General features: G+C 66.3%; 9 protein-coding genes. 3 read left to right on the forward strand and 6 right to left on the reverse strand.

All coding sequences use genetic code 11. The features are described from left to right. Positions 1-2: 2 nt before the first annotated feature. Genes CLM72_RS11445 through CLM72_RS11470 form a run of 6 tightly spaced genes read right to left on the reverse strand, consistent with a single transcriptional unit; the run spans position 3 to position 17,505 of the window. Positions 3-1,031: a class I SAM-dependent methyltransferase gene (locus CLM72_RS11445; RefSeq protein ID WP_105226504.1), complete on the reverse strand. Its 1,029-nt coding sequence runs from the start codon at positions 1,029-1,031 to the stop codon at positions 3-5. Beyond that, on the reverse strand, positions 1,028-2,131 hold the full coding sequence (locus CLM72_RS11450; protein WP_105226505.1) for a saccharopine dehydrogenase NADP-binding domain-containing protein: 1,104 nt from the start codon (positions 2,129-2,131) through the stop codon (positions 1,028-1,030). Before CLM72_RS11450 ends, CLM72_RS11445 begins: the two co-directional genes overlap by 4 nt. Next, positions 2,125-3,870 (reverse strand): ABC transporter ATP-binding protein, encoded by a 1,746-nt coding sequence (locus CLM72_RS11455; protein WP_105226506.1) that lies wholly within the window; start codon positions 3,868-3,870, stop codon positions 2,125-2,127. Before CLM72_RS11455 ends, CLM72_RS11450 begins: the two co-directional genes overlap by 7 nt. Further along, positions 3,867-5,606: an ABC transporter ATP-binding protein gene (locus tag CLM72_RS11460; RefSeq protein WP_105226507.1), complete on the reverse strand. Its 1,740-nt coding sequence runs from the start codon at positions 5,604-5,606 to the stop codon at positions 3,867-3,869. Before CLM72_RS11460 ends, CLM72_RS11455 begins: the two co-directional genes overlap by 4 nt. After that, on the reverse strand, positions 5,603-11,056 hold the full coding sequence (locus CLM72_RS11465) for a non-ribosomal peptide synthetase (protein ID WP_105226508.1): 5,454 nt from the start codon (positions 11,054-11,056) through the stop codon (positions 5,603-5,605). The genes CLM72_RS11460 and CLM72_RS11465 overlap by 4 nt, the downstream gene beginning before the upstream one ends. Positions 11,057-11,094: 38 nt before the next feature. Further along, a complete protein-coding gene (locus tag CLM72_RS11470) occupies positions 11,095-17,505 on the reverse strand; it encodes a non-ribosomal peptide synthetase (RefSeq protein ID WP_105226509.1) in 6,411 nt (2,136 codons plus the stop codon). A 300-nt stretch (positions 17,506-17,805) separates the two neighbouring features. Here CLM72_RS11470 and CLM72_RS11475 point away from each other — a divergent pair, with 300 nt between their 5' ends. From CLM72_RS11475 to CLM72_RS11485, 3 genes are read left to right on the forward strand one after another with little or no spacing between them, the layout of a single operon-like run. Then, positions 17,806-18,690, forward strand: coding sequence for an ABC transporter ATP-binding protein (locus CLM72_RS11475; protein WP_105226510.1), 885 nt, complete (start codon positions 17,806-17,808; stop codon positions 18,688-18,690). Continuing rightward, positions 18,687-21,749, forward strand: coding sequence for a hypothetical protein (locus CLM72_RS11480; protein WP_105226511.1), 3,063 nt, complete (start codon positions 18,687-18,689; stop codon positions 21,747-21,749). The genes CLM72_RS11475 and CLM72_RS11480 overlap by 4 nt, the downstream gene beginning before the upstream one ends. A gap of 33 nt (positions 21,750-21,782) precedes the next feature. After that, the gene (locus tag CLM72_RS11485) at positions 21,783-23,930 is read left to right on the forward strand and encodes a TonB-dependent receptor (RefSeq protein ID WP_105226512.1); all 2,148 of its coding nucleotides are present in this window, start codon (positions 21,783-21,785) and stop codon (positions 23,928-23,930) included. Positions 23,931-23,978: the final 48 nt, after the last annotated feature.

Consider the following 23,978-nt stretch of genomic DNA (forward strand, 5'->3'; position numbering starts at 1 on the left):
CCTCAAACTCCTATGGCATGAAACAAGCGTTGCCCCGCGGCGGCGAGCGGGTCGCACGCGCGGGGCCATACCTCAAGCAACTCAAAACCTGTGGCCTGCAAGGCCAGGTCCCAGGCATCGGCGGCCATGAAGGCTTCATCGTGGGGGCGCAACGGCGCATCGGCGGCGGGCGACAGCAACAGGTGCATGAAGGTCAGCATCGCCGGGTTGTCGGCGATGGATTCGCTGAACAGCAAGGCGCCGCCGTCTCGAAGGCTGCTGCGGATCTGTCCAAGGCTGTAAGGCAGGTCGCGGGCGTTGTGCAGCGCATTGCCAGCGATCACCAGGTCCTGGGTGCCTGGCAATATGCCCTGGCCGCTGAAGCTGCGATTGAGGTCGAGCAGGCCGAACTGCATGCCCGTCTCAAGGCGAAACTGGCGGTGCGCGGCGCCGGTAAACAGCGAGCTGATGTCGGTGAAGCGATAGTCCTTTTCGCACGCTTGCAGCGCCGCCAGCACTGCGTCGGTGGTGCCGCCGGCGCCACCACCCAGTTCCAGCACCCTAAGCTGCCCATCAGCGGCGCTGATTTGCCGCGCGCGATCAGCCAGGGCTTGATTGATCGTTGCGGTGAAGTGGTTGTGCTGGTAGGCGCTCAATACCTTTACCGGGTCGCCGCCGAGCATCAGCAAGTGGGTGAGGGTGAACTGATCACGCAGCAGGTCGGGCAGGCACTCGATGACTTGGGTGTGCAGGCGCGCCATGCTGGCGGGAAAGCCCAGCGCGCCATACAGGCGTGGCAATTCACCGAGCTGCGGGTCAGGTGGCGGCGTGCGCCAGGCCACCCGTTCACCGGCTTCGCGCAGCAGGCCCGCACCGCCCAACGCCACCAGCCAACGCCGTACCACCCAGGCATGCCGTGCCGCTGTGCCCAGCGCCTGGTTGACCTGTTCGGCGTTGCGCCATACCTGTAGCGGCAATGCTTGGGTGTGCAGCAACACCTGGGCCATCACGCCCAGGCTCAGCTGTTCCAGCTCGTTCAACGCCGTGTTCATAGGCAACCTTCGTCGGCGGTATGCAGTTGATCGAGCGGGCTGTGCAGCAGGTTCAGGGCCTGAATCGCCGAGGTGCGCAGCAGGCGTTCAAGGCTGGCGGCGGGCGGCAGGACCTGGGCGGCGGCATGGCAGCCGGCGCGGATTTCACCTTCCACCACGCTGATGACCGTGGCCGCTGCCATGGCGGCGGTCAGCGCTGCATTGCCCGCACCGCTGAGCACCAGGCTGCGGGTCAGGGCCTGGTTGTGGTGCATTCCATCGAGTTGCAGCAGCAGGGTGACGAAGGGCGCCTGGCCGCTGAGGTCGAGCCGGCTGGCTTCGCACAACCGCTGCACGGCGTCGGCCCGTGGCAAACCATGGGCCTGGTCGAGGGCTTTGAGAACGTGGCCGTCGGCGATCACGTTGAACCATTGGCCGGCGTCCAGGTTGAGGTCCATGGCCAGGCGTTCGCCCTCAAGGTTGAGGTACGGCAGCAGGTGAACCCGGCCGGGAAAGCAGGGCACCGACACGTCGCGTTGCCGGCGCAAGGCGCGATGACGCCGGCCGTGCTCCCAGGCTGCCAGCGGTTCGCTGCTGCCATCCACTGCGCCTTGCAAAAAGTCATCGGCGGCCACACGAGTGAAGTGATCGCGCAAACCGAAATAGCTGGTGAGGCGCTGCACTTGGCTAAACCCTTGCTCGGCCAGCCAGCGCGGCAGCAGGCCGGTAAGCCCCGGTTGCAAGCCGGCGCCCAGCACCGCGCAACGGCCACGCCAGTGGGCCGGGTCAAGTTGCTCAGGGGCGGCGGCATCGACGTAATGAGCATCGGCCCGCAGCGCTGCGTGGGCGGCACGGTCTTGTAGCTGCCAGGATGGGCCCGCGCAGTTGAGCAGCACGTCGCAGCCACGGGCGAATGCAGCCATGGCTTTTGCGTCGTTGAAGTCTACCGAGGCCCACTGCAGGCGCGCTTGTGGCCATTGCTGCAGGAGCAGGTGCATGCAGTGTGCGCCCTTGACGGCATCGCGCCCGCCCAGGCGCAGATCGCTCATCCCCAGGGTCAACAACGCCTGGGCACTGGCCAGGCCCACGTCGCCACTGGCGCCCAACACCCCGATCAGCATGGCTGGGCCTCGGCGTTCAAGCGCCAGCCACCGGCACGCTGACGGTCATGCCAGAACCCGGCGTAGCGACCGCCTCGGGCCAATAATTGGGCATGGGTGCCAGACTCCACCAGGCATCCTTCATCCAACACCAGGATCTGGTCGGCGGCCATGATGGTTGGCAGGCGATGGGCGATCACCAGCACCGTGGCACTTTGCATCAGGCTGCCAATGGCCGCTTGCACGAAGGCTTCGTTGTGCGGGTCGAGGGCCGCTGTGGCTTCATCCAGCAGCACGATGGGCGCCCGCTTGAGCAAGGCGCGGGCCAGGGACACGCGTTGGCGTTCGCCGCCGGATAACGCCGCACCGCCTTCCCCCACGGAGGTGTTCCAACCCTGGGGCAAGCGCGCGACGATTTCATCGACGCCGGCCAGCCGTGCCGCTTCGGCGACTTGTTCGGCGCTGGCGTCGGGGCTGCCGACGCGGATGTTGGCCTCAAGGCTGTCGTCGAACAGGTAGACGTCCTGCATCACCAGGGATAGCTGGGCCATCAGCGCTGCGTTGGACAGTTCACGAACGTCCACGCCACCCACCTTGACGCTGCCCTCGCTGGCATCGAAAAAACGCATCAGCAAACGCGTGACGGTGGTCTTGCCGGAGCCCGAGGCGCCGACGATTGCGGTCATCGTGTGGGCCGGGGCGTTGAACGACAGGCGGTGCAATACCTTGGGCCCGCTGGGGTAAGCGAAACTGACCTGGTCGAAGGCCAGGCTGCCAGGCGCCGTCAAGGGCTGGCTGACGGCGGGCTCTGGCAACGGCGGCTCGCGCAGGATACTCACCAGTTGTTCCAGGTCGTTGCCCGCCATGCGCAACAAGCCGCTGCGCGCAGCCGCTTCGGCCAATGGCCCGACAAACCGCGCCGCCAGCGCGAGCAGGGCGACCAACTGGATGGCGTCGATTTCGCCGTGGCTGGCCAGGGCGATGCCCACGCCCACCAGCAGCGCAAACGCCAGTTGCACCGTCAAGCCACCGGCCAGCAGTTTCGGGAAGGTCTGGGACAGCATCGAGCCGCCGGCGTGTTTCTGCGCCAGGTTGGCAGCCTGCAAAGGTGCGTACCCCTCCTGGGTGCGACCGAAAGCGCGCAGCACTTGCTGGTAGCGAGCAAACTCCACCACGCGGTTACCCGCCAGCGTCGCGGCGGCCTCTACCTGCGCATCGTTGCTGCCGATGGCGACCGCAGACCAGTGATGGGCAAAGTAGATCAGCGGCGCGCACAGTACCGCGGTCACGCCCAGGCGCCAGTCAAACACGAACAGGGTCAACGCCACCGTAGCCGGCACCACCACACCTGACACCACTGGCCCCAGGTAGTGAGCAAACAAGCCGGTGACCATCAGCGTGCCGCTGGTGGCGCTGCGCGACAGGCGCCCGACCTTTTCCGAGTTGAACCAGCCCAGGGGCAGGGTCACCAGGTGCTGGCCAAGACGCTCGTGCAAGGTGGTCAACACCACCAGGGCCAGCGCAAAGCCTTTCATGGCCTGCTGGTAATGGGCAATGCAGGTCAGCACCGCCATCGCCGCCAGGCCGGCGAGCCATAGGCAGGCACTGCGCAGGTCACCGGCAAACAGCGCGTGCAGGATCGGCACCAGAAACGCGACGGCTACCCCTTGCAGCACGGCACTGGTCACCAGCCAGGCCAGGTAGCGGTACAAGCGTGCGGCATGGGCCGGGCCCAATAAAGTCACGAGGCTGCGGATCACAAGGACATCTCCAGGTCGGGGGCGGTGGTTTCGGCGCTGGCGCGCCACAGCCGGGCGTAGGCACCGTTGGCCTGCAGCAGCTGTTCATGGCGCCCGCTTTCAATGACGCGACCCTGGTCGAGCACCACGATCTGGTCGACGCCGCAGATACTGGCCAGGCGGTGTGCGATCACCAGCACCGTGCGGCCCCGAGCGAGGGCGGACAAGGCATCCTGGATCAAGGCTTCGGACTCGGGGTCGGCGTGGGAGGTGGCTTCATCGAGGATCAGCACCGGCGTGTCGGCCAATAGCGTGCGGGCGATGGACAGGCGCTGGGCCTCGCCGCCGGAAAAAATCGCGTCCTCGCCGATCACCGACTGATAACCCCGGGGCAGTGCCTGAATGCGCGAATGAATCTGCGCCGACCGCGCTGCCGCCTCGACCTCGGCATCGCTGGCCTCGGGGCGGCCCAGGCGCAGGTTGTCGGCGACGGTACCGTGCACCAGTTGCGCGTCCTGCAACACGAACCCTACGTGCTGATAGAGCTGGCGCGGGTCGATCTCGCGCACATCCACACCGCCCACGCAGACTCGCCCGGCGTTCACGTCGTGAAAACGCGGCACCAGCTTGGCCAGGGTTGACTTGCCCGCACCGGAAGCCCCCACCAGCGCCGTCACGCTGCCGGCTGGGCAGTGCAGGTCGACGCCCTTGAGGATCAGGTGCGCGGGGTCATAGCCGAACTGCACTTGTTCAAAGCTTATGTCGCTGCCCTGGGGGGGGCTGCTCACCTTGGGCGTGGGCAGTTCTTCGACCTCCAGCAGCGCTTCGATACGGTCGGCCGCCGCCAGGGCAGTTCGTTGCGCGGTGAGGCTTTGGTTGATCACCAGCAGTGACTGCGGGATCACCACCGCCACCAGAGTTTCGGCGAACAGTTGCAACGGTGTGATCCAGCCCTGGGCCAGCATCACGCTGCCCACCCCCAGGCTGATCAGCAGAATCACTGGCACGCTCAGGGCCATCGACGAAAACGCCTCCAGGCGCAGCAGCGGCTTGACCCAACCGGCGTACTGGGTGCTGAACTGATTGACCGCCTGTTGATAGCTGCGATGGGCCTGACCCACCTGGCCGAACGCCTTGACCACGGCAATGCCGTGGACAAACTCGACAATCGCTGCGCTGACCCGCGTCATGCTCTTGTCGAGCAACCGCATCTTGGCGCCGAAGCCGCGCATCATCAGGTCGTAGGCCACCGCATAGATCGGCAATGTCAGCACCGCCAGCAGCGCCAGGCGCCAGTTCAACGTGGCCAGCCATACCAGCCCCGCCAGCGGCGTGACAATGGCGGCGGTGAGTTCTACCGCGTGGTGGGCGACCAGGTGGTGCAGGTCTTCAAGGTCGTCCTGCACTACCTTGCGCACCGCGCCCGAGGTAGTGTCGGTGTACCACCCCAACGGCACGCGGCCGAGCTTGCGCACCATGGCTTCGCGCAAGCTCGATTGCAGGCGATGGTCGGCCAGGTGGGTCAGCCACAGCGCCACGCCGCTGGCCATCCACCCCAGGCTCAGGGCGATGACTACCAGGGCCGCCCACCGCCACAGCGTGGGGCTGTCGGCGTTGCCGGCGAGCAGCAAGCGGCCCAGTTCGGTGAGGCCGATAAAGGGCACCAGGTTGACCAGCGCGCCCATCGCGGCGAACACCACACCGAGGCGAATCAGGCGGTTGACCGGGCGTTTGAGGGTGTCCAGGGCGGTGGTCATGAGTTTTTCCCTAGGGCCTCAAGCAGGTGGGCAGTGACGGTGTTCACGTGGGGTGGTTCGATCACGCTGAAATGGTTGCCGGGCACGTCGATCAGGGTGAATTGACCCAGGCACGCGTCTTCCCAGAACGGTGCCGCCAGGTGCCCCACGCCGCCGGTGATACCGAACGATTGCTGCTCCAGGCAGCGCAAGTAGGTCATGTTGCCGAGGAACGGCGGCGGGTCGAACCGCGCCGCCCGCATGCTGTGGCGGCACACGCGAAACAGCGTCGGTACCAGCTCGGGGCCGATGGGCACGCCGGCCTGGCCAGACGCCAGGCGTGCGTACTCGGCCAGGCGCTCCTCCTGGCTGCGTGCCGACTGTTGCTGCACCGCCAGCGCCAGCGCCTCCAGGCCGGGATCGCCGCTCAGGGCGGCCATGGCACCAGCGGGTACGCGGCGGTTGTCGCGGGCCATCAGCAGGTCGATGGCGCGGTACACGTCGTAGTCTTCGATATGCGCGCCGAACACGGTTTTCACCGGGTCCAGGTTGAGGTTGGGCACGAAGATCGCCTCATAGGCCAGCTCTTCGTCGGTGTCGATAAACATCGGGATACTGTCGATCAGGCTCAGGTTTACCACCTCCATGCCACGCTCCAGCAGGCGCCGGGCAACTTCGGTGGCGAGCAGGCCACCCAGGCAGTAGCCGATCAACTGGAAGCGTTGATGGCCGTCGGCGATCAAGCGATCGGCATAGTCCTGGGCCACCCTTTCGATCAGGCGCTTGGGTTCCAGCGCCAAGTATTGCGCGGTGTCGGCCACCGCAAAGCCAATCACCGGGCCGGCCTGTTGAGCCGCCAGTGCACGGCCCAGGTGATGGAAATAGTCCAACGTGCCCAGGGCAGCATGGAACATCACCCGCACCGGGCCGCTCTCGCCACCGCCGAACGGCACTACCAGGGCGTTACTGTGGGGCGCGCGCTGCGCTTGGTCAGGCGCCGCAGCGGCAGGTGTGCTTTGGCCGTGGTTGAGCAGGCGCGCCAGGGCCCGCACATTCGGCTCGTTGAGCATTTGTCGCAGTAGCGTGTCGTAGCTCAGGCTGTGGGCCTGGGGCAGTTGTTCGCGCAACTGGCCGGCGACGCGGGCGAGGATCAGCGAATCGGCGCCTTTCTCGTAGAAGCTGTCGTCCGCGCCGATTTGCGCCAGGCCCAGGGCCTCGGCCCACACCCGGCACAGCTCGGCGGTGAGCGGGTCGCTGGGCGCGTCCTGGCTGCTTTCGGCCTGGGCATCCACCGCGGGGCGCCAGAGGGCCAGGGTCTGGCGGTCGACCTTGCCGTTGGCGGTCAGGGGCAGGCGGTCGAGCACTTGCAGGTGTGCCGGCAGCATGTAGTCCGGCAGGCGCTGCGCCAGGGCGCGGCGCAGGTGCTCAACGCTCAAACGCTGGAAACCGGCCTTCAAGCGTGCGGCGAACACCTGCATGCCGAGAGCCGCCAGCGGGTGGTCGGCGTCGGGCAGGGCTGGCAGAGTTTCGCCGCCGAGTGCCTGCACCCGTGCCTGCCAGGTCTCGGCGCTGCGCAAGCCGCTGCGGCCCTGGTCATGGTCACCGCCCACCGGGGTCATCATAAAGCCCTGGGTCAGCAAGATGGCGGGCCACTCACCGGTCGGTTCGCTGAACACCAGCCAGCCACCGGGGCTGAGCAATTCGCTGATCTGGTCGAGGGCGTTGTCGATGTCCTTGACGCTGTTGAGCATGCCCGCGCACAGCACGATGTCCACGCTGTTGCTGGCCAAGCCCTGTGGGCGAATGGCCTGGTCAATGTCCAGCACGCCGTAACGTACCCAGGGGTGGTCGGCAAAGCGTTGCTTGGCCGCCGGCAGGAAGAAGGCGGTCATGTCGGTGAACAGGTAATCCACTTCCAGGCCATCAAGCAGGCTGATCACCGGGGCGCTGGTGGCCCCGGTGCCCGCGCCGATCTCCAGGATGCGCAGCGGGCCGTCGCCCTCATGGTGGGTGGCGAGGCGGTTGATCAACGCGGCGATGCTGTGGTTGTTGTAGCGCGAGACGGCATCCCCGCCGTACAGCTGCAACGCCAGGTCTTGCTGGCCCTGGGGGAACAACAGGTCGAACGGGTTGACCTCGCCACGCAGCAGTTGTGGCAGTTGCCGCACATGGTCGAGCTGGTAGTCGAGCAGCGCCTGGCTGCATAACCCACATGCGACCGCCTGTTCCACCCGGCCCCAGGCCAGCGCCGGGGTCGGCCCGCTGTGCAGCAGGCGATAGCGGGACTGTTCGCGTTGCAACAGGCCCGCGTCACACAAGGCCGCTAACCAGCGGCGTACCAGCCAATGATGGCGGGGTTGCGCTTGCAGGGCCTGCAGGATGGCGGCCGTATCCGGCTCGGCCAACGCACCACCAAATAGCTTGGCCTTGCGCATCACCTCCAGCATGGAACTCAATGCCGCGGCGTTGAGGTCGGCCTGATAGTCGCGTACCTGCTGCGCATCGAAGCTGCCGACCTGGGTGTCGGCGTAACGCTGCACCGCGCTCAGCAACGGCGCGCCCGGCAGCGGTTCGGGTTCGACACGCGCGGCGGTGACGAAGGCCAGCAGCTCGCCGTTGAGCAGGCTGACGGCACTGTCTACGCCTGGCGTGGCGAGCAACGCGGCGTCGATTTCGCCCAGCTCCACACGATGGCCACGGATCTTGACCTGGCCGTCTTCACGGCCGAGGAACTCCAGTTCCCCCCCCGGCAAGTAGCGGCCCCGGTCACCGGTGCGATACAGCCGCTGGCCGTCGAGCGGGTGGGCGAAAAACCGGGCGTTGCTCAATGCTGGATCGCCCAGGTAACCCTGGGCCAGGCCGACGCCGGTGATATACAGGTCACCCGGCACCCAGGTGGGCGCATCGCGCCATTGGCTGTCCAGCACGCGAAAACCCTGGTTGGCCAGCGGCAGGCCGTAGGGAATGCTGCGCCACGCCGGGTCAATCGCGCCGATGGGGTGCAGGTTCGACCAGATCGAGGCTTCGGTGGCGCCACCCAAGGCCACCAGGGCCAGGCTTGGCAACAACGCTTGCAGTTGGGGCGGCAGGTTCAATGGGATCCAGTCCCCCGACAGCAGCGCCAGGCGCAGGCTGTCCAAAGGCCGTGGCTCGGCCTGCAGGTAGTGGGTCAGCATCTGCAGCTGCGCCGGTACCGAATTCCACAGCGTCACTTGATGGCGCTGCACCAGCTCGGCCCAGTGCGACGGGTCGGCGCCGCGTGCCGGGTCGGGTAGCACCAGGGTGCCGCCGACCGCAAGCGGGCCGAACAGGTCATACACCGACAAGTCGAAACTCAGTTGCGCCAGGCCCAGCACGCGGTCAGTTGCGCTGACCTCGAAGCGCCGGTTGATGTCCAGCACGGTATTGAGGGCGGCGCGGTGGCTGATCATCACCCCTTTGGGCTCCCCGGTGGAGCCGGAGGTGTAGATCACATAGGCAAGGTCGTCGGGGCTGCCGTCGGGTGCCGGGAAGTCCTGTATGGCTGGGGCCAATTGGTCGATGGCATGCCAAGCCAGACCGTCGGGTAAAGGCACTTGGGGCAGCGCCTGGGAACAGCCGAGCACATGCCGAACCTGGGCGCTGTGCAGCACGCGGTCGCGGCGTGCGGCCGGGGCGTTGCTGTCCAGGGGCAGGTAGGCAGCGCCAGCCAGTAGCACACCGTAGGCCGCTATCACTTGGTCGCGGCCCTTGGGCATGAGGATTGCGACCGGTTCCTGGGCACGGCAACCGGCGGCATGCAAGGCCGCGGCCACCGCCAGGGCGCGCTCCATCAAGGCGGCGTAGGTCAGGCTGCCGTGGGCATCGACCACCGCCAGCGCCTGCGGCCGTTCCCACGCCATGGCCAGCAGGCCATCATGCAAGCGGCCGGTGGGCAGCGGGGCGGCGCTGGCATTGGCGGCGAGACGCTCACGCTGTTGCCAGGCCGGCAGCGGCACGTGCATGGGGTGGTCCCAGGCAGCCGGGTCAAGGGCTAACAATCGCAGTTGGGCAACGAAGGCTTGTTGCATGTCCTCGATGAGGCCGTCTGGGAACACGCCTTGGCGCACGTCCCAGTGAATGTGCAGGCCCTGGGCGTCGTCCATCACTTGGCAGTCGAGGGTGACCTGGGGTGTCTGGGTGATGCCGTGGCCGACCCGGCGCTGACTGCTGGCCGGCGGTTCGATCCCCAGGCCAATGGCACTGGTGAACACCACCGGCATGGCGGCAGCTTCCCGGCCGCGACGCCGGCCGATTTCACGCATCACTTGAATGCCGGAAAACAGCCGATGCTCCAGGTCGGCGAACAATTGATTGCCCAGTTGGCGTGCCTGGCTGGTGAAGTCCTGGCCTTGGGGATCGTTGACCTGCAACAGGCTGACCGAGGTGAAGTCCCCCACCAACTGGCCCACCTGCGGATGCAGGGGCAAGCGGTTGAGCAGGGTCAGGTTGAGGCTGAAGGCGGGTTGCTGGCTCCAGCGCTGCAAGGTGCCGGCATAGGTGCTGAGCACCACGATGGAAGGGGTGAGACCGAGGGCGCTGGCGGCTCTTTTCAGGGCGGCCCATTGCGACGCGTCGAGTTGCGCCGAGTGGCGTTGAAAGCGCGGTACACGGGTGTCTTCGCCGCTCAGGGGCGCCGGCAGTTGCGGTGCGGCGGGCAGTTCGTCGATGCGCGCCAGCCAGTAGTCGCGGTCGCGTTGGTGGCGGCTGCCTTCGAGCAGGCCGCGTTCGGCCAGCAGGTAGTCGCGAAAGCTGATGTCCAGGGTGGGCAAGCGGGCTTCTGGATCGTGCAACAACTGCTCCAGCTCATTGAACAGCAATTGCGCGCTGGCCCAGTCGGCGATCAGCGAGTCCATGGAAAAGTGCAGGGTGTCACCACTGTCGCTGCGACTCAGGCGCAACTCGAACAGTGGCCAGGCCTCGGTCGGGTAGAGCTTCTGCTCCATGGACTGGCGAATCTGTTGTACGCCGTGTTGGTGCTGCTGGCGGGTGGCGCCGCGCAGGTCTGTGACGGCCAGCGGGTAATGCGCGACCTCGGCCAGCACGCGCTGGGAGCCTTCGCTGGCGATCACCGCGCGCAGCATGTCATGCCGGGCGATCAGGTGGTTCCACGCCTGTTCCACCTGCTGCGGGTCGAGGCTCGGCCAGCTCAGTTCCAGGTAACCGTGGCAGGCGACATTGCCGTAGCCGAACGAAGACTGGCGCCCGAGCAGGTAGGCGTTCTGTACGTCGGTAAGCGGGAAAGGCGCGTGGCGCTGTGCCGGGTCGGCCACGACCTCGGGCCGCTCCTGGGTTAGCAGCAGGTGCAGGATCTGTTGCTTGTGCTCACGCAGTTGCGCCAGGCGCTCGGCATTGAGCAGGCCCTGGGGCGCACGGAATTTGAGTTGGCCATCCTGGGGCCAGAGCTCGACGCCCAGGGATTTGAGTTCGCTTAACAGTTTGGCGGCGGGCATGGGGACAGCTCCTGGAAGAGGGGGAGTTTGCGCAGGCATCAGATGAGGCCTTCTTCAACGGTGTCGGAGGTGGGCTGGCGCTCAAGGGCGTGCGCCACTTCCAGCAGGCTGGCGGCGCCGAACAGCTGGCCCATGGGCAGTTCCAGGCCAAAGCGGCTGCGCAGCATTTCAAGAAACCGCGTGGCCAGCAGGCTGTCGCCGCCCAGGCGGAAAAAGTTGTCGTGGCGTGACACGCTGGGCACGTTGAGCAACTGTTGCCACAGCTCGGCGACCCGCTGTTCAGCGGCGCTCAACGGGGCTTCGTCCGGCGCGGGGCGTGACTGTGCCGCAGCCGCCAAGGGGGCGAGCAAGGCGCGACGGTCCACCTTGCCGTTGCTGCTCAGGGGCAGGCGTTCCAGTACCAGGATCTGTTCCGGGCGCATATACGCGGGCAGGCAGTGTTCCAAGTGCTGGGCGAGTACTTCGGCGTGGGTGCTGGCAGCGACTGCGGCCAGCAAGCGCGTGTCCGCGACCAGCGCCACGGCCTGGTTTACACAGGGATGACGGGCCAGCGCGGCTTCGATTTCTCCCAGTTCGATACGGTGGCCACGGACCTTGACCTGGGTATCGGCGCGGCCAAGAAACTCCAGCAAACCGTCGGGCCGGTAGCGGCCCAGGTCACCGGTGCGGTACCAACCGTCGATAAAGCGCTCGGCATTCAACTGCGGTGCATGGCGATAGCCCCGTGCGACGCCGGCGCCGCCGATCCACAACTCGCCAGTGACCCAGTCCGGGCAGTCGCGGCCAAGGGCGTCCACTACCCGGTACGCCTGGTTCGCCAGTGGCACGCCGTAGGGGATTGAACGCCAGCCCGGCAACGGCTGCTGGACTTCAAAGTGGTTGGACCAGATCGCGGCTTCGGTGGCGCCGCCGAGGGCGATAAACCGGCACTGCGGTGCCTGTTGGCGCAGGCGTTGCGGCAGGTCGAGGCCAATCCAGTCGCCCGACAGTAGGGCCACTTTCAACCCCAGGCTTTGGCGCTCAAGCGCGTTGGCTTCCAGCAACATATCGAGCAGCGCCGGCACGCTGTTCCACAGGCTTACGCGATGGTGTTGCAGGGCCTTGAGCCAGGCGCGGGCGTCGCGGCGCTGGTCTTCTTCGATCAACACCAGGGCGCCACCCACCGAGAGCAGGCCGAACAGGTCATACACCGACAGGTCGAAGTCCAGTGCTGACAGCGCCAGGCCACGGTCCGATGCGTCGATGCCGTAGCAACGGTTGATCTCGGCCACGGTATTCATCGCGGCGCGGTGGGTGATTTCCACGCCCTTGGGCTGGCCGGTGGAGCCGGAGGTGTAGATCACGTAGGCCAGTTCGTTGGCGCACATGGCCAGGGGGGCTAACAACGGTTCGGCGCATTGTGCTTTTGAAGGCGTGAGGTGCTTGACCCCAGGTAGTTGTGGGTCGTGCTCGGCGAGGATCAGGCCAACGCCGGCCTGTTGCAGGATGCGCTGGCAGCGCTGTAAGGGTTGGTCGACTCCCACCGGCAGGTAGGCCGCGCCCGCTGCCAGCACGCCCAGCACACTGGCGATCTGTTGCGGGCCTTTGGCCAGGGAGACTGCCACCAGGTCACCGGCCGCCACGCCTGCATCCATCAGGCTGCGGGCGATGCGCAGGGCGCGGTCGGCCAGTTCGCCGTAGCTCAGGCTCCCATGCTCGCCCCACAACAGCGCAGGGCGTAGCGGCGATTGGTGCGCCTGTTGGAAGAAGCCCTGGTGCAGGCTCGGGTCCTGCGCAACGCTGGCGCCAGGGGCATTCAACCGTGCGCGTACCTGCGCCTGGGCCAGGGGCAGCAGGTCGGGCGGGGCGCTGTCCCAGGGGTGTTCGGCCAACCAGTCAAGGCTGTGCAGGTAGGCGTCGAACATTGCTTCGACCAGCCCGTCGGGGAACAGCCCGACCACGCGGTCCCAGTTCAAGGCGATGCCGCCGTCAGCTTCGACCACCTGATGGTCGAGCCACACCTGCGGGGTTTGGGTAAGGCCGAAGACCTGCCTGGCGAAGGGCCCGTCCACCGGTGCGGCGGTGCCATCCGGTACGCCCAGGGCGCTGGTGAACACCACCGGCATGCTCACCTGGTGCTCGTCATTGCTGCGCGCCAATTGGCGCAACAGGCTCACCGACCCCACGCAGCGATGTTCCAGGGCTTCGCCAAGGGTGTGCTGGGTGCGTCTGGCGCGGTCGAGCCAGCGTTCGCCGGCCACGGGCACGTAGCCGAGCAGGGTGAGGGAGGTGAAGTCGCCCATCACCTGATCGATCTGCGGATGCATAGGCCGGCGGTCGAATAGCGTGAGGTTGAGGCTCAGGTCCGGCCGCGTACTCCAACGCCCGAGGGTTTCGGCAAACGCACAGAGCAGCACCGCCGAGGCGGTCAGGCTGTGCTGTTGGGCCTTGGCCAGGATCGCTTGCCAGGCCTGGGCCTTGACCTGACCTTGCAGGCGCTCGAAGCGCGGTCGGCCCAGGCTGGCTGGGTCGGCAGCCAGGGGCAGTTGCGGGTGCGGCGGTAAGGTGGGCAGGCGTTCTTGCCAGAACTGCTGCGCGGCGCGCAATTCGGTGGGTTCCACGCCGGCCTGAATCTGGTAGTCGCGAAAGGACAACTGCAGCGGTGGCAGGGCCAGCGTCGGTTCGCGATATAACGCGTCGAGTTCGGCATAGAACCGCAGGATGCTGAGGGCGTCGAGGATCAGGTTGTCCAGGCTGATGGCCAGGCGGGTATGCCGGCCTTGGGTCACCGCCTGCACATCGAACAGCGGCCACTGGGCGGGATCGAACACGCGGTGGGCACAGTGCTCACGCAGGTCTTCGACGCAAACGTAGCGTTGGCCGATCACGAAGGTGGGTACTTGGGGAAGGATGCGTGCCTGGCCTGTTTGATCGAACACCGCACGCAGCATTTCGTGGCGTTCGATCAGGCGCCCGAGGGCGTTTTGCAGGCGCGGCAGGTCGAGGTCTTCGACGTCGTATTCGCGGTAGAAATGGCAGCTCACCCCGCCCAATACCAGGCTCGGGTCACGACCCAGCCAGTAGGCTTGCTGCACTTCTGTCATGGGGAAGGGGGCGTGACGTTGGGCCAGGTCCGGGACAACGGTGCGTTGCGGTTCGGCCTGGGCCTGTTGATGCAGGTCGGCGCAGAACTGCGCCAGCACTGGCTTGGTGAATACCTGGGCGATTCGTGCGCCGCCCAGCCCTTGTTCGGCTAACAGGCGCACCAGGCGCGTGGCGCTCAGGGAGTCGCCGCCCAGGGCGAAGAAGTTGTGCTCCCGGTACACCTCGCCACAGCCGAGCAACTGCTGCCAGGCGCGGGCCACCTGTTGTTCAATGGCGCCGCAGGGCGGCGACAGCAAGGCCTGGTAAGTGCCGCGATGGTCCGCCAGCCAGCCGTGGAGTACCTTGCGGTCCACCTTGCCATTGGTGGTCAACGGCCATTGCGCGCAGCCGAGGATCAGGCTGGGAATCATGTAGGCCGGCAGGCGCTCGGCCAGGCCGGGGAACTCCAACGCGGTAGGTTGCATCGGGCCATTCGCCAGGCGCACCACCGCCGCCAGGTGCTGGCCCACGAGCAGCGCCACCGCCTGGTCGACGCCGGGGCAGGCCAGCAGCGCGTGTTCCACTTCACCGGCCTCGATACGGTAGCCGTGCAGCTTGAGCTGGAAGTCGCTACGTCCCAGGAACTCGACCGTACCGTCGGGGTGGTAGCGCGCACTGTCGCCGGTGCGGTACCAGCGCAGGCCGTTGTAAACCACAAAGCGTTCGGCACTGCGCACTGGGTCGCCACGATAACCCTGGGCCACTCCGGCCCCGCCAATCCACAGTTCGCCGGCCACCCAGTCCGGGCAGTCATGACCCTGCGGGTCGACGATGCGCAGGCTGACGTTATCCAAGGGTTTGCCGTACGGCAGGCAGTGCCAGTGCAACGCCTGGCCGGGCACGACTTCGAACAGCGTCGAGTGAATCGCCGCTTCCGTCGCACCGCCCAGGGCCATGAAGCGGCAACCGGGGGCTTGGGCCCACAGGCGTGGCGCCAGCTCCGGCGCAACCTTGTCTCCGCCCAGCAAGACTGCCCGCAGGGGCAACGGAGCATCGGCACAGCCGAGCAGCATGTCGAGCAGCGCCGGCACGCAATTGAGTACGGTGGCGCGGTGTTGAGTGGCCAGTTCGCGCCAGCGCAGGGCATCGCGTTGGGCCTGGGGCTCGATCAACACCACCGCCGCGCCGCAGGCCAGTGGGGCAAACAGGTCGAATACCGACAGGTCGAATTCCAGCGCCGAGAGCGACAGGATTCGGTCATCGTGGTTGAGCTGCAAGCGCCGTTGCAGGTCCTCCAGGGTGTTGGCGGCGGCCAGGTGGCTGATCTCTACGCCCTTGGGTTCACCGGTGGAACCGGAGGTGTAGAGGATATAGGCCAGGTCGCTGACCGCACCGGCCCGTGGCGCCGCCAGTGCGCTGCCAGCCTGCGGCAGTTGGGTAAGCAGCAGGCGGGCACCGGCGTTGTCGCAGATCGTGCGGCAGCGCGCAGCGGGCTGGTCGATGCCGATAGGCAGGTAGGTGGCGCTGCACGCGAGGATTCCCAGTACGGCGATCACCTGCTCGGGGCCCTTGGGCAGTTGCAGGGCGACCACGTCACCGTGTTGCAGGCCCTGACCCTCCAGGTACGCCGCAACCCGCAGGGCGCGCTCGGCCAACTCGCCATAGCTGAGGGCGTGGTCGCCGTACAACAGGGCTGGGAGGGCAGGCGTCAGCCGGGCCTGGGTGAAAAAGCCTTCGTGCAGACGTTGGCTCGGCAGCGTCGTAACGTGGCCCCGGGCGGCGCTGCGCGCGGCCAACTGGCGGCTGGGGATCAGCGCCGGGGTCGCTTGATCCCAGGCTGCTGCGTCATGACACAAACGTTGCAACAGGCCTGTATAGGCGTCGAACATTCCATCCAGGACGCCTTCGGCGAACAGCCCTTCACGGGCATCGAGGTTAACCAGAATGCCGCCATCCAGCTCGGTGACTTGGGCGTCGAGCCACACCTGCGGGCCCTGGGAAATGATCCAGGCCGGCTGGCCGAAACTCTCCTGCACCCCCTCAGCGAACAACTCCCCCAGGCCCAGGGCACTGGTGTACACCACGGGTGCCAGGACTTGCTCACCACGCAGGCGCGACAGCTCGCGCAACACCTCCAGCCCGGTAAATGCACTGTGGGTCGCATCGCTGTGGAAGCGTCGTTGCAGCCCTGTGGCACGGGCGGCGAAGGTGCCGGTCACACGGCCATCCCAGGCCAGCAGGATCGAGGAGGTAAAGTCACCGACCAGGCGCTCGACGTCCTCATGCAACGGCGTGCGGTTGAACAGCGGCAGGTTGAGTAACAGCTCGGGCGTCTCGCACCAGGCGCCGAGGGCTTCGCAAAACACCGCCGCCAGGGCCATGGCCGGGGTGAGGGCGTGCTCGCGGGCGTGGCGTTCAAATGCCTGGCGCTGGGACGGCGCCAGCCAATGATGACGGCGACGCACTTGGCGCTCATCGCCTTGGGGCTTGATGGGCAGGCGCGGGGCGCCGGGCAGGGTGTCCAGGCGCTGCAGCCAATAGTCGCGGGCGTGTTGGTGACGTGCTCGGTGCTCGGGGCTGGCCTGTTCCTGACGCAGGTCGGCCAGGTAGCGCGGGAAGCTGTAGGCCAGCGCGGGCAGGGGCTGTTGGCGGTACAACTGCACCAGGTCGCCCAGCAGGGTGCGCAGGCTCAAGGCGTCGGCGGCGAGCATGTCCAGGTTCAGGTGCAGGCGGGTGCCGTGGGGCAAAAGCGAGAGCTGAATATCCAGCACCTGGCCGTGTTCCACCGCCAATTGGCGATGTGACAGCGCGGCGCGCAAGGCTTGCAGTTGCTGTTGCAGTTGTGTGGCATCGGCCTGGCGCAGGTCATGCACCTTCAGCCCCGGCCATGGGCTACGGGGCAGGATCTGTTGGCGACCCTCCTCCAGAAACTGCGCACGCAACATGGGGTGGCGTGCCAGCAAGGCCTGTACGGCGGCTTCCAGGCGGAGCGGGTCTACGTCCTGGCCGTCGAATTCGTTATAGAAGTGCGCCGCCACACCGCCCAGCTGTTGCCCAGGAGCACGGCCGACCCAGTACGCGTGCTGCATGGGCGCCAGTTCAAAGGGTAGGCCGTCGTGCGCATGGCTATGGGTGGGCGCGGGCGTCACCGGCTCGGTGTCCAGCAGCGTCAGCCAGGCGCACAGGCGTGGGTCGGCCACCAGTTCGGCGAACCGTGCGGCCAGGCCCTGGCGGCGCCATTGGCCGGCGAGGCGGATCAGGGTCACCGAATCGAGCCCCCATTCAATCAGGTTGGCCTCCAGGGGGATCTGCTCGGCAGGCTGGCCCAGGGCTTCGGACAGGGAACGGCGCAACAGTGTTGCGGTTGAGGTGCTGGGAGTGGCCATGGCTCAACGTCTTCTCATCGCTAGGGCCCGGGCCGGCGTTGGCCCAGGCGCTGAAGGCAGGTAACTGCGTGGAAGAAGATGCTAGTCATTCTCATTGTGTGGACTACCCGCATCGAATCGTTTTTGCCCCGTATCCGTTTGCCTGGCGCGGGGGACAGCGGCGCCGGGGCGGGCCATGGCGGCGATCAGTGCGCGGGATACGGTTGGAAAATGACTTGAATCGGGTAGCGCCGCGCCGCCGCCCTTGACTACCGTCGCTCGCCGCCCTTTTGCAGGGCTTGACCCTTGATGGAGGTGTGGATGTCAGTCGATTCAGGTTTACAAGTGCGCGGTCTGCGCAAGCGCTACAACAATGGCGTCCAAGCGTTGCGCGGCGTGGACCTGAATGTGGGCCCTGGCATGTACGGTTTGCTCGGCCCCAATGGCGCGGGCAAAAGCAGCCTGATGCGCACCCTGGCAACCTTGCAGCAACCGGACGTCGGCAGCATCGAACTGGATGGGCTGGATGTGCTCGCCGAGCCCGGGCAGTTGCGCCGCCGCTTGGGTTACCTGCCGCAGCAGTTGGGGACGTACCCGGGGGTGAGTGCGCGAGATTTGCTTGAGCGGTTCGCCTGGCTCAAGGGGCGCACCCACAGCCGCCAGCGCCGTGAGGAAGTCGAAGGCCTGCTGGCCAAGGTCAACCTGCAGGAAGCCGCGCACCGCGCGCTCGCCACTTACTCGGGGGGCATGTTGCGCCGCTTTGGCATCGCCATGGCCCTGATCGGCTCGCCGCGTCTGTTGATTGTCGATGAGCCCACCGCCGGCCTCGATCCGGCCGAGCGCAACCGCTTTCACCGGGTGCTGGCGGATGTGGCGGCCGAGTCGATCGTGCTGTTGTCGACCCATATCGTCGAAGACGTCGAGAACCTGTGCAGCCGCCTGGCGGTGCTGGCCGGGGGGCGGATTATCATCGAAGGCCGTCCGGCAGATTTGCTGCGCGCCGAACAGGGCCGCTTGTGGGAGGCTGCGTTCGCCCGTGGTGAGCCGCTGCCGCCTGCCTTGCATGTGGCCGCAAGCCCCGTTGGCAGCCGGGTAATCGTGCACGGCGAGCGCCCGGCTGATCCGCGCTTCACGCCCCACACGCCGCGCCTGGAAGATATCTATTACCTGGCGCTGGCCCAGGCCGGCGAGGCGGGCGAGGCATGAATACCTTTGCTCTGTTGATGCGTGAAGCCTGGGTGGAAGTGCGCGCCGGGCTGCGCAGCGGCATACCGTTGCTGGTGTTTTTGGGCCTCACCGGCTATTTGCTGATGTCCCTGACCAATGCCGACTACGTGCAGAAAATGGGCGCCAGCGACATTGCACGCAATGCCCCGAGCCTGATCTACCTGATGTCGTGCGGGTGCATGTTCTTTCTGTTCTTCGCCTGGGCCTGGGTTTTTGCACAACCGGCGCTGCGCGACCGCAAGGCGCAGTTGGAAGAGGTGCTGCTGGCCTTGCCGCTGTCGTTGCCGGCATTGTTGTGGGGGCGGTTCATTGGTGCAGCGCTGGTGGGCGGCTTGCTCGCCAGTTCGCTGATCGTCGGGTTTTTGGTCAGCCCGGTGCTGGGTTGGCTCGGTTGGGTACCGGCGGCGAGTATCGGTGCGCCGATGTGGTCGGCGCTGGGATTTGCCTGGGTCGCCTTGTTATTGCCGGTGAGTACCGGGATCGGTGCGCTGTATTACCTGCTGGCCTTGCGCAGCCGTGGCTTGGCCGCGCCATTCGGGTTGGCGACGGTGTTGATGCTGTTGTGGATGTTTGCCGTGGTGGTGCTCAAGGGCGGGCATATCAACCCACTGTTGGCGGCCAGCCTGGACCCCTCGTTGTTTACCTTTGCCCAGGCCCAGGTGGAAACCTGGAGTGCCGCGCAGAAATCCCAATCGCTGTTGGCGCTGACCTCGGGTTTCTGGCTTAACCGCCTGCTGTGGTGCGCAGTGCCCCTGCTGTTACTGGCCGTGGTGTTGGCCCGTACCACACGTCAGGGTTTGATGGGCAAGCGCAGCGGGGCGGTGTTGGCAGAGCCGCCGATGCGGTTGGCGAACGCCATGACGTTGCCTGGCCCGCTGGTTGGCAGCCAGTGGCCACGGGCCTTGTGGTGCGAGGCGCGTTGGCAGGCGCGCCAAGTGTTTGCCCGGCGTATCGGCTGGGTGGCCCTGGGCTTGCTGCTGGTGATGGGTGTACTCAGTGGTTTTGTCCACGGAGTGTGGCATGCGCGTGGGCCGATGGTGCCTCGGGCAGATCTGACCCTGCCCCTGCTGTCGAGCGCGTTGTTTCTGGTGATCGCGTTTATCGTCGCAGCCTTGGTTGGGCTGGTGTGCCGGCGCGATGATGTCGAAGGTATTGGCGCCATGTTGCAGGCCACTGCAGCGCCGGCGTGGTTGCGCCTGCTGGGGCGAGTGGCCTGCGTGCTGCTGGCGACGCTGGCCCTGGCGTTGGTGCCGGGCCTGGCGAGCTTGCTGGTCAGCGCGATTGCCGCGCCCGACAGCCTGGCGCCGGGCTTTGTGCTGGTCTATCAAGCGCTGGTGTTCGCGCCGCCGCTGATGGAGTTGGCGATGCTCACGGTGCTGGTGCATGCGCTGATTCGTCGCTCGGGCCTGGCGTATGCCACCTCGATGCTGCTGACGTTTTTCCTGGTGCTCAACCATGAATTGGGGCTGGTCAGTTACCCGCCCTATGCCATGGCGATCCCCGCGCATGTGAGTGTGTCGCTGCTGACCGGCTGGGCGCCTTGGGTGGCGTTTCTCGCCGCATTGGACGGTTGGAAACTGGCCGGTTGCCTGGTGCTGCTCGCGGTGGCGGCACTGGCGTTGCCCCGTGGGCCAGAGCGGCGCCGCTTGAGTGATGTGCGCGACGGTTTGCTCGGTTTGCCGGGGGCGTTGCTGGCCCTCGGCGCTGTGGGCATGCTTGGCAGCGGCGTGCTGTTGCAGCGGCATCTGGTGGAGTTGGGCGGTTACCAGTCTGTCGCTGCGCAACGTGCCGAACGCGCTGACTGGGAACAGCGCTGGCTGCCCGGCGCGAGCGCCTGGCAGGTGGCCGGTGGGCAGTTGCAACTGCGGGTTGATTCGGCGGCGCGACAGGTAGCGGGCCAATGGACGTTGCAGGGGGTGGTCGCCCCTCATCTGGACGCCGAGCTTCCGCCGGGCCTGCAGGTGACAGGCGCCAGCGTGCTGGGCCGGCCGGTGAGGTTCGAACAGGCCAGCGAGCATCTGCGCGTACTTCTGGACGGCTGCGCGGCGAGCGGTTGCCAGGTGGCATTGAACTGGACGGTGCGCGCCGACGGCTGGCCTGCCGAAGGTGAGGCGTTCTGGCTCGGGCCTCAGGGGGTGTGGCTGCAAGCGCGCCGCGTGGTGCCGCGCCTGGGCCTGGACAGCGAGCGCCTACTGCGTGCGCCGGCCCAGCGCAGTGAAGCCGGGTTGCCAATGTTGGTGCCACAACTGCCGACGGGCGCGGCGGTGGCCGTGGAGGCTGTTGCCCCAGCCGGCGATTGGCAATGGCAGGTCGAGGTCGATGGCCGCACCTTTAGCGGTCGCAGCCTTGGCTCACTGGACTTTGCCTATGTCACGCCGACTCAGGCAGACCCCAGCCGTGCGCACACCCGTGCTGAAATACAGCAAGACCTGAACTTAATGAGCGCCTGCGTAGCACGACGCCTGGGCAGCCTGCCCCGTGTCGAGCACCTGAGCCTGTGGCCTGCTGGCATGGGCACCAGCCGTTTGAGCCACGGCCATCTGTTGCTCAGCCAGTCACCGAATTGGGACGTGGCGCCGGTCGGCGTCGGGCGCTGGACGCGTCGCGCCCACATTGCCGAGCTGCTTGCCCGCCAATGGCTGATCGAGGCCAGCGACCTGCGCCAGATCCCCGGTTACCTGGGGTTGAGCCAGGGTGTGGCGGGGGCGGTGGGCTTGCTGTGCGTGGAAGACGTCGACGGTGCTGGCGCCCGCGCCGCGCTGGTCAAGCTGATGGCCGACGACCTGACGCGCGCCCTGGGTAATGACGGTGAGCCTGTCGGCACCCTGGCCGATGCTCGCGAACAGGGCTGGGCGGCCCACTATGCCGCGCTGGTCAGCCTTGATTGGGTGGCTGCGCAATCCCCCGAACACCTCACGGCGATGACCGCCGACGTCCGTCACGGCCAGGGATGGCCCACTGAGCTTCAGCGCCTGCTGGGCGCGCCCTCCGAACACGCGATTGCCGCCGCGCTCAAGCGCTGGGGGCCTGTGCAATGAATGTGAACCATCCCTGCCTTGTGGAGCTTTGCCATGTCACCTGAACTGTCTATTCAGCCACTACGCCGCCCCATCGGTTGGCGTGCCAACGTGCTGACCCAAGCCATGGCACTGGCCTTGTCCAGCCAGATGTGTGCGGCTTATGCCGTTGAGGCTCAACCGGCCGCCAATGCCGAGACTATCGAGCTGGGGCCGGTGACGGTGAGCGCGCGATTGAACCAGGAAAGTGCCAAGGACATTCCGTTCGGCCTTTCGGTGCTCGATGGGCAAACTCTCGAAACCCGGCGTTTACGCACCCTGGAAGACGCCTTGCGCACAACGCCTGGGGTGGATGTGAACTCCTGGGGCGGCGCCAACGATGCCAACGTGCGTATCCGTGGGGTTGGCTCGCTGAACCAGATGAGCATGGACGATGGCTCGGTGGTGCTGAACGTGGACGGCGTGCCGATGTCGGTGCGCAACGCAGCGATGGCTACCCTCGACGTGCAGCAAGTGGAAGTGCTCAAGGGGCCCCAAGGCACCTTGTTCGGGCGTAACAGCGAAGCGGGCGCGATCAACGTCACCACGCGCAAACCCACCCGCGAACTGGAGGGCTACGTGCGTGGCGAAGTGGGCAACCAAGGCCAGTTCATGACCGAAGGTGCGGTGGGCGGGCCGTTGACGGAGTCGTTGGCCGGGCGCATTGCCGTGCGTCGCAGCGGCTTTGATAACTGGGTCGATGACCAACAAGACGGCGACCCCCTGACCAAACCCCGCGACCTGGCCCTGCGCGGCAGCCTGTTGTGGGACAACGACGCTGGCACCACTGGCCTGCTGACCGCTGAGCGCCAGCGCGCCGATCACTATGCCGGCCTGGAGATCCTGCGACCGTTCGGCAACCGCCCCAGCCTCGACTACACCCCTGGCACGTTCAATGGCAACAAGAAGACCAACGAGCGTTATTCCTTCGAGCTCAACCATGACCTGGCCCAGGCCCGGATCACCTCGATCAGCGCCTATACCAGCACCGACTTCAATGCGGTCAAGGGCTATGATCGCAACATCACCCGCGCGTTGTACGGCCAGCCTTTTGAGTACCTGATCGAAGACTCGGCCCATGAGCGAGTCTGGAGCCAGGACCTGCGCCTGGGATCACTGGCTGACGCCGATGTGTTCTGGGTAACCGGGGTGAACCTGTCCCGTTCCGAGCGCAGTTTTGACTCCAACAACTTCACCAATGGCGCCCGGCAACTGCGCGATTTCACCACCAACAGCTATGCCGCGTACGGCGAAGTGACCTTCCCGATTGCCGAGGACTGGAAGCTCACCACCGGCCTGCGCCACACTTGGGACCGCAAGACCTACGGCGCTGATTACAGCAGTGGCGCCAACCTGATCAACGACAGCCGACGCTTGCAGGACGACTACAACACCGGGCGCGTGGCCCTGAGCTATGCATGGACACCCCAGACCAACCTGTACGCGGTGTTGTCGCGGGGCTACAAGTCGGCCGGGTTCAACGACTACGCGACGTCAATCAAGGACAGCCAACCCTACAAGGCAGCCAAGGTGAACTCCGCGGAAGTCGGTTTCAAGCATGAAAGCGAAGGCGGTGCGTTGAGCCTGGAAGGGGCGTTGTTCATCACCCGCGTGCAGGATGACCACTTGCTGGGTTATGACTTCACGTCCCTGGCGGTCAGCGCGGTGAATGCCGATACCCGCAGCAAAGGTGCCGAGTTGTCGAGTACCTGGCATGCCACCGATGAACTGACCCTGGGCAGCGCCATCAGCTACACCAACGCGGTGGTGACCTCCGATGCGCCAGGGGTGTCCGGCGGTGATGTGGCCAAGGGTAGTCGCGTGCCGGACGTGCCGCTGTGGAGCGGCAACTTCAGCATTGCCTGGAACAAACCCGTGGGTGAACTGCTCGGCTTGCCGGCGCCGCGCCTGAACACGTTGCTCAACTACCGCGTGCAGAAAAACCGCCCGGCTGATCCGCAGAATCACTATGACCTCAAGGGCTACGCCAAGCTGGATTTGCACTTGGGGCTGCAGAGCGGTGGATCGGAAGTTTATCTGTGGGGCGATAACTTGCTGGATGCGCGATATGACTTGTATGGCGCTTATTCCACCGACGCGGTGCTGACCGGGATGCCGGGCAGGGGGCGTTCGGCGGGGGTGGGGTACAGCTACGAGTTCTGAGGCATACATTGCCCTCTGTAGGAGTGAGCTTGCTCGCTCCTACAGCCT

This window comes from Pseudomonas sp. MYb193, assembly GCF_002966775.1.
GTDB classification, from domain to species: domain Bacteria; phylum Pseudomonadota; class Gammaproteobacteria; order Pseudomonadales; family Pseudomonadaceae; genus Aquipseudomonas; species Aquipseudomonas paracarnis.

Bases quoted from the DNA above. Each gene is read 5' to 3' on its own strand.
- CLM72_RS11445 (WP_105226504.1), bottom strand. From the start codon at position 1,031: ATGAACACGGCGTTGAACGAGCTGGAACAGCTGAGCCTGGGCGTGATG.
- CLM72_RS11450 (WP_105226505.1), bottom strand. From the start codon at position 2,131: ATGCTGATCGGGGTGTTGGGCGCCAGTGGCGACGTGGGCCTGGCCAGT.
- CLM72_RS11460 (WP_105226507.1), bottom strand. From the start codon at position 5,606: ATGACCACCGCCCTGGACACCCTCAAACGCCCGGTCAACCGCCTGATT.
- CLM72_RS11465 (WP_105226508.1), bottom strand. From the start codon at position 11,056: ATGCCCGCCGCCAAACTGTTAAGCGAACTCAAATCCCTGGGCGTCGAG.
- CLM72_RS11470 (WP_105226509.1), bottom strand. From the start codon at position 17,505: ATGGCCACTCCCAGCACCTCAACCGCAACACTGTTGCGCCGTTCCCTG.
- CLM72_RS11475 (WP_105226510.1), top strand. From the start codon at position 17,806: ATGTCAGTCGATTCAGGTTTACAAGTGCGCGGTCTGCGCAAGCGCTAC.
- CLM72_RS11480 (WP_105226511.1), top strand. From the start codon at position 18,687: ATGAATACCTTTGCTCTGTTGATGCGTGAAGCCTGGGTGGAAGTGCGC.
- CLM72_RS11485 (WP_105226512.1), top strand. From the start codon at position 21,783: ATGTCACCTGAACTGTCTATTCAGCCACTACGCCGCCCCATCGGTTGG.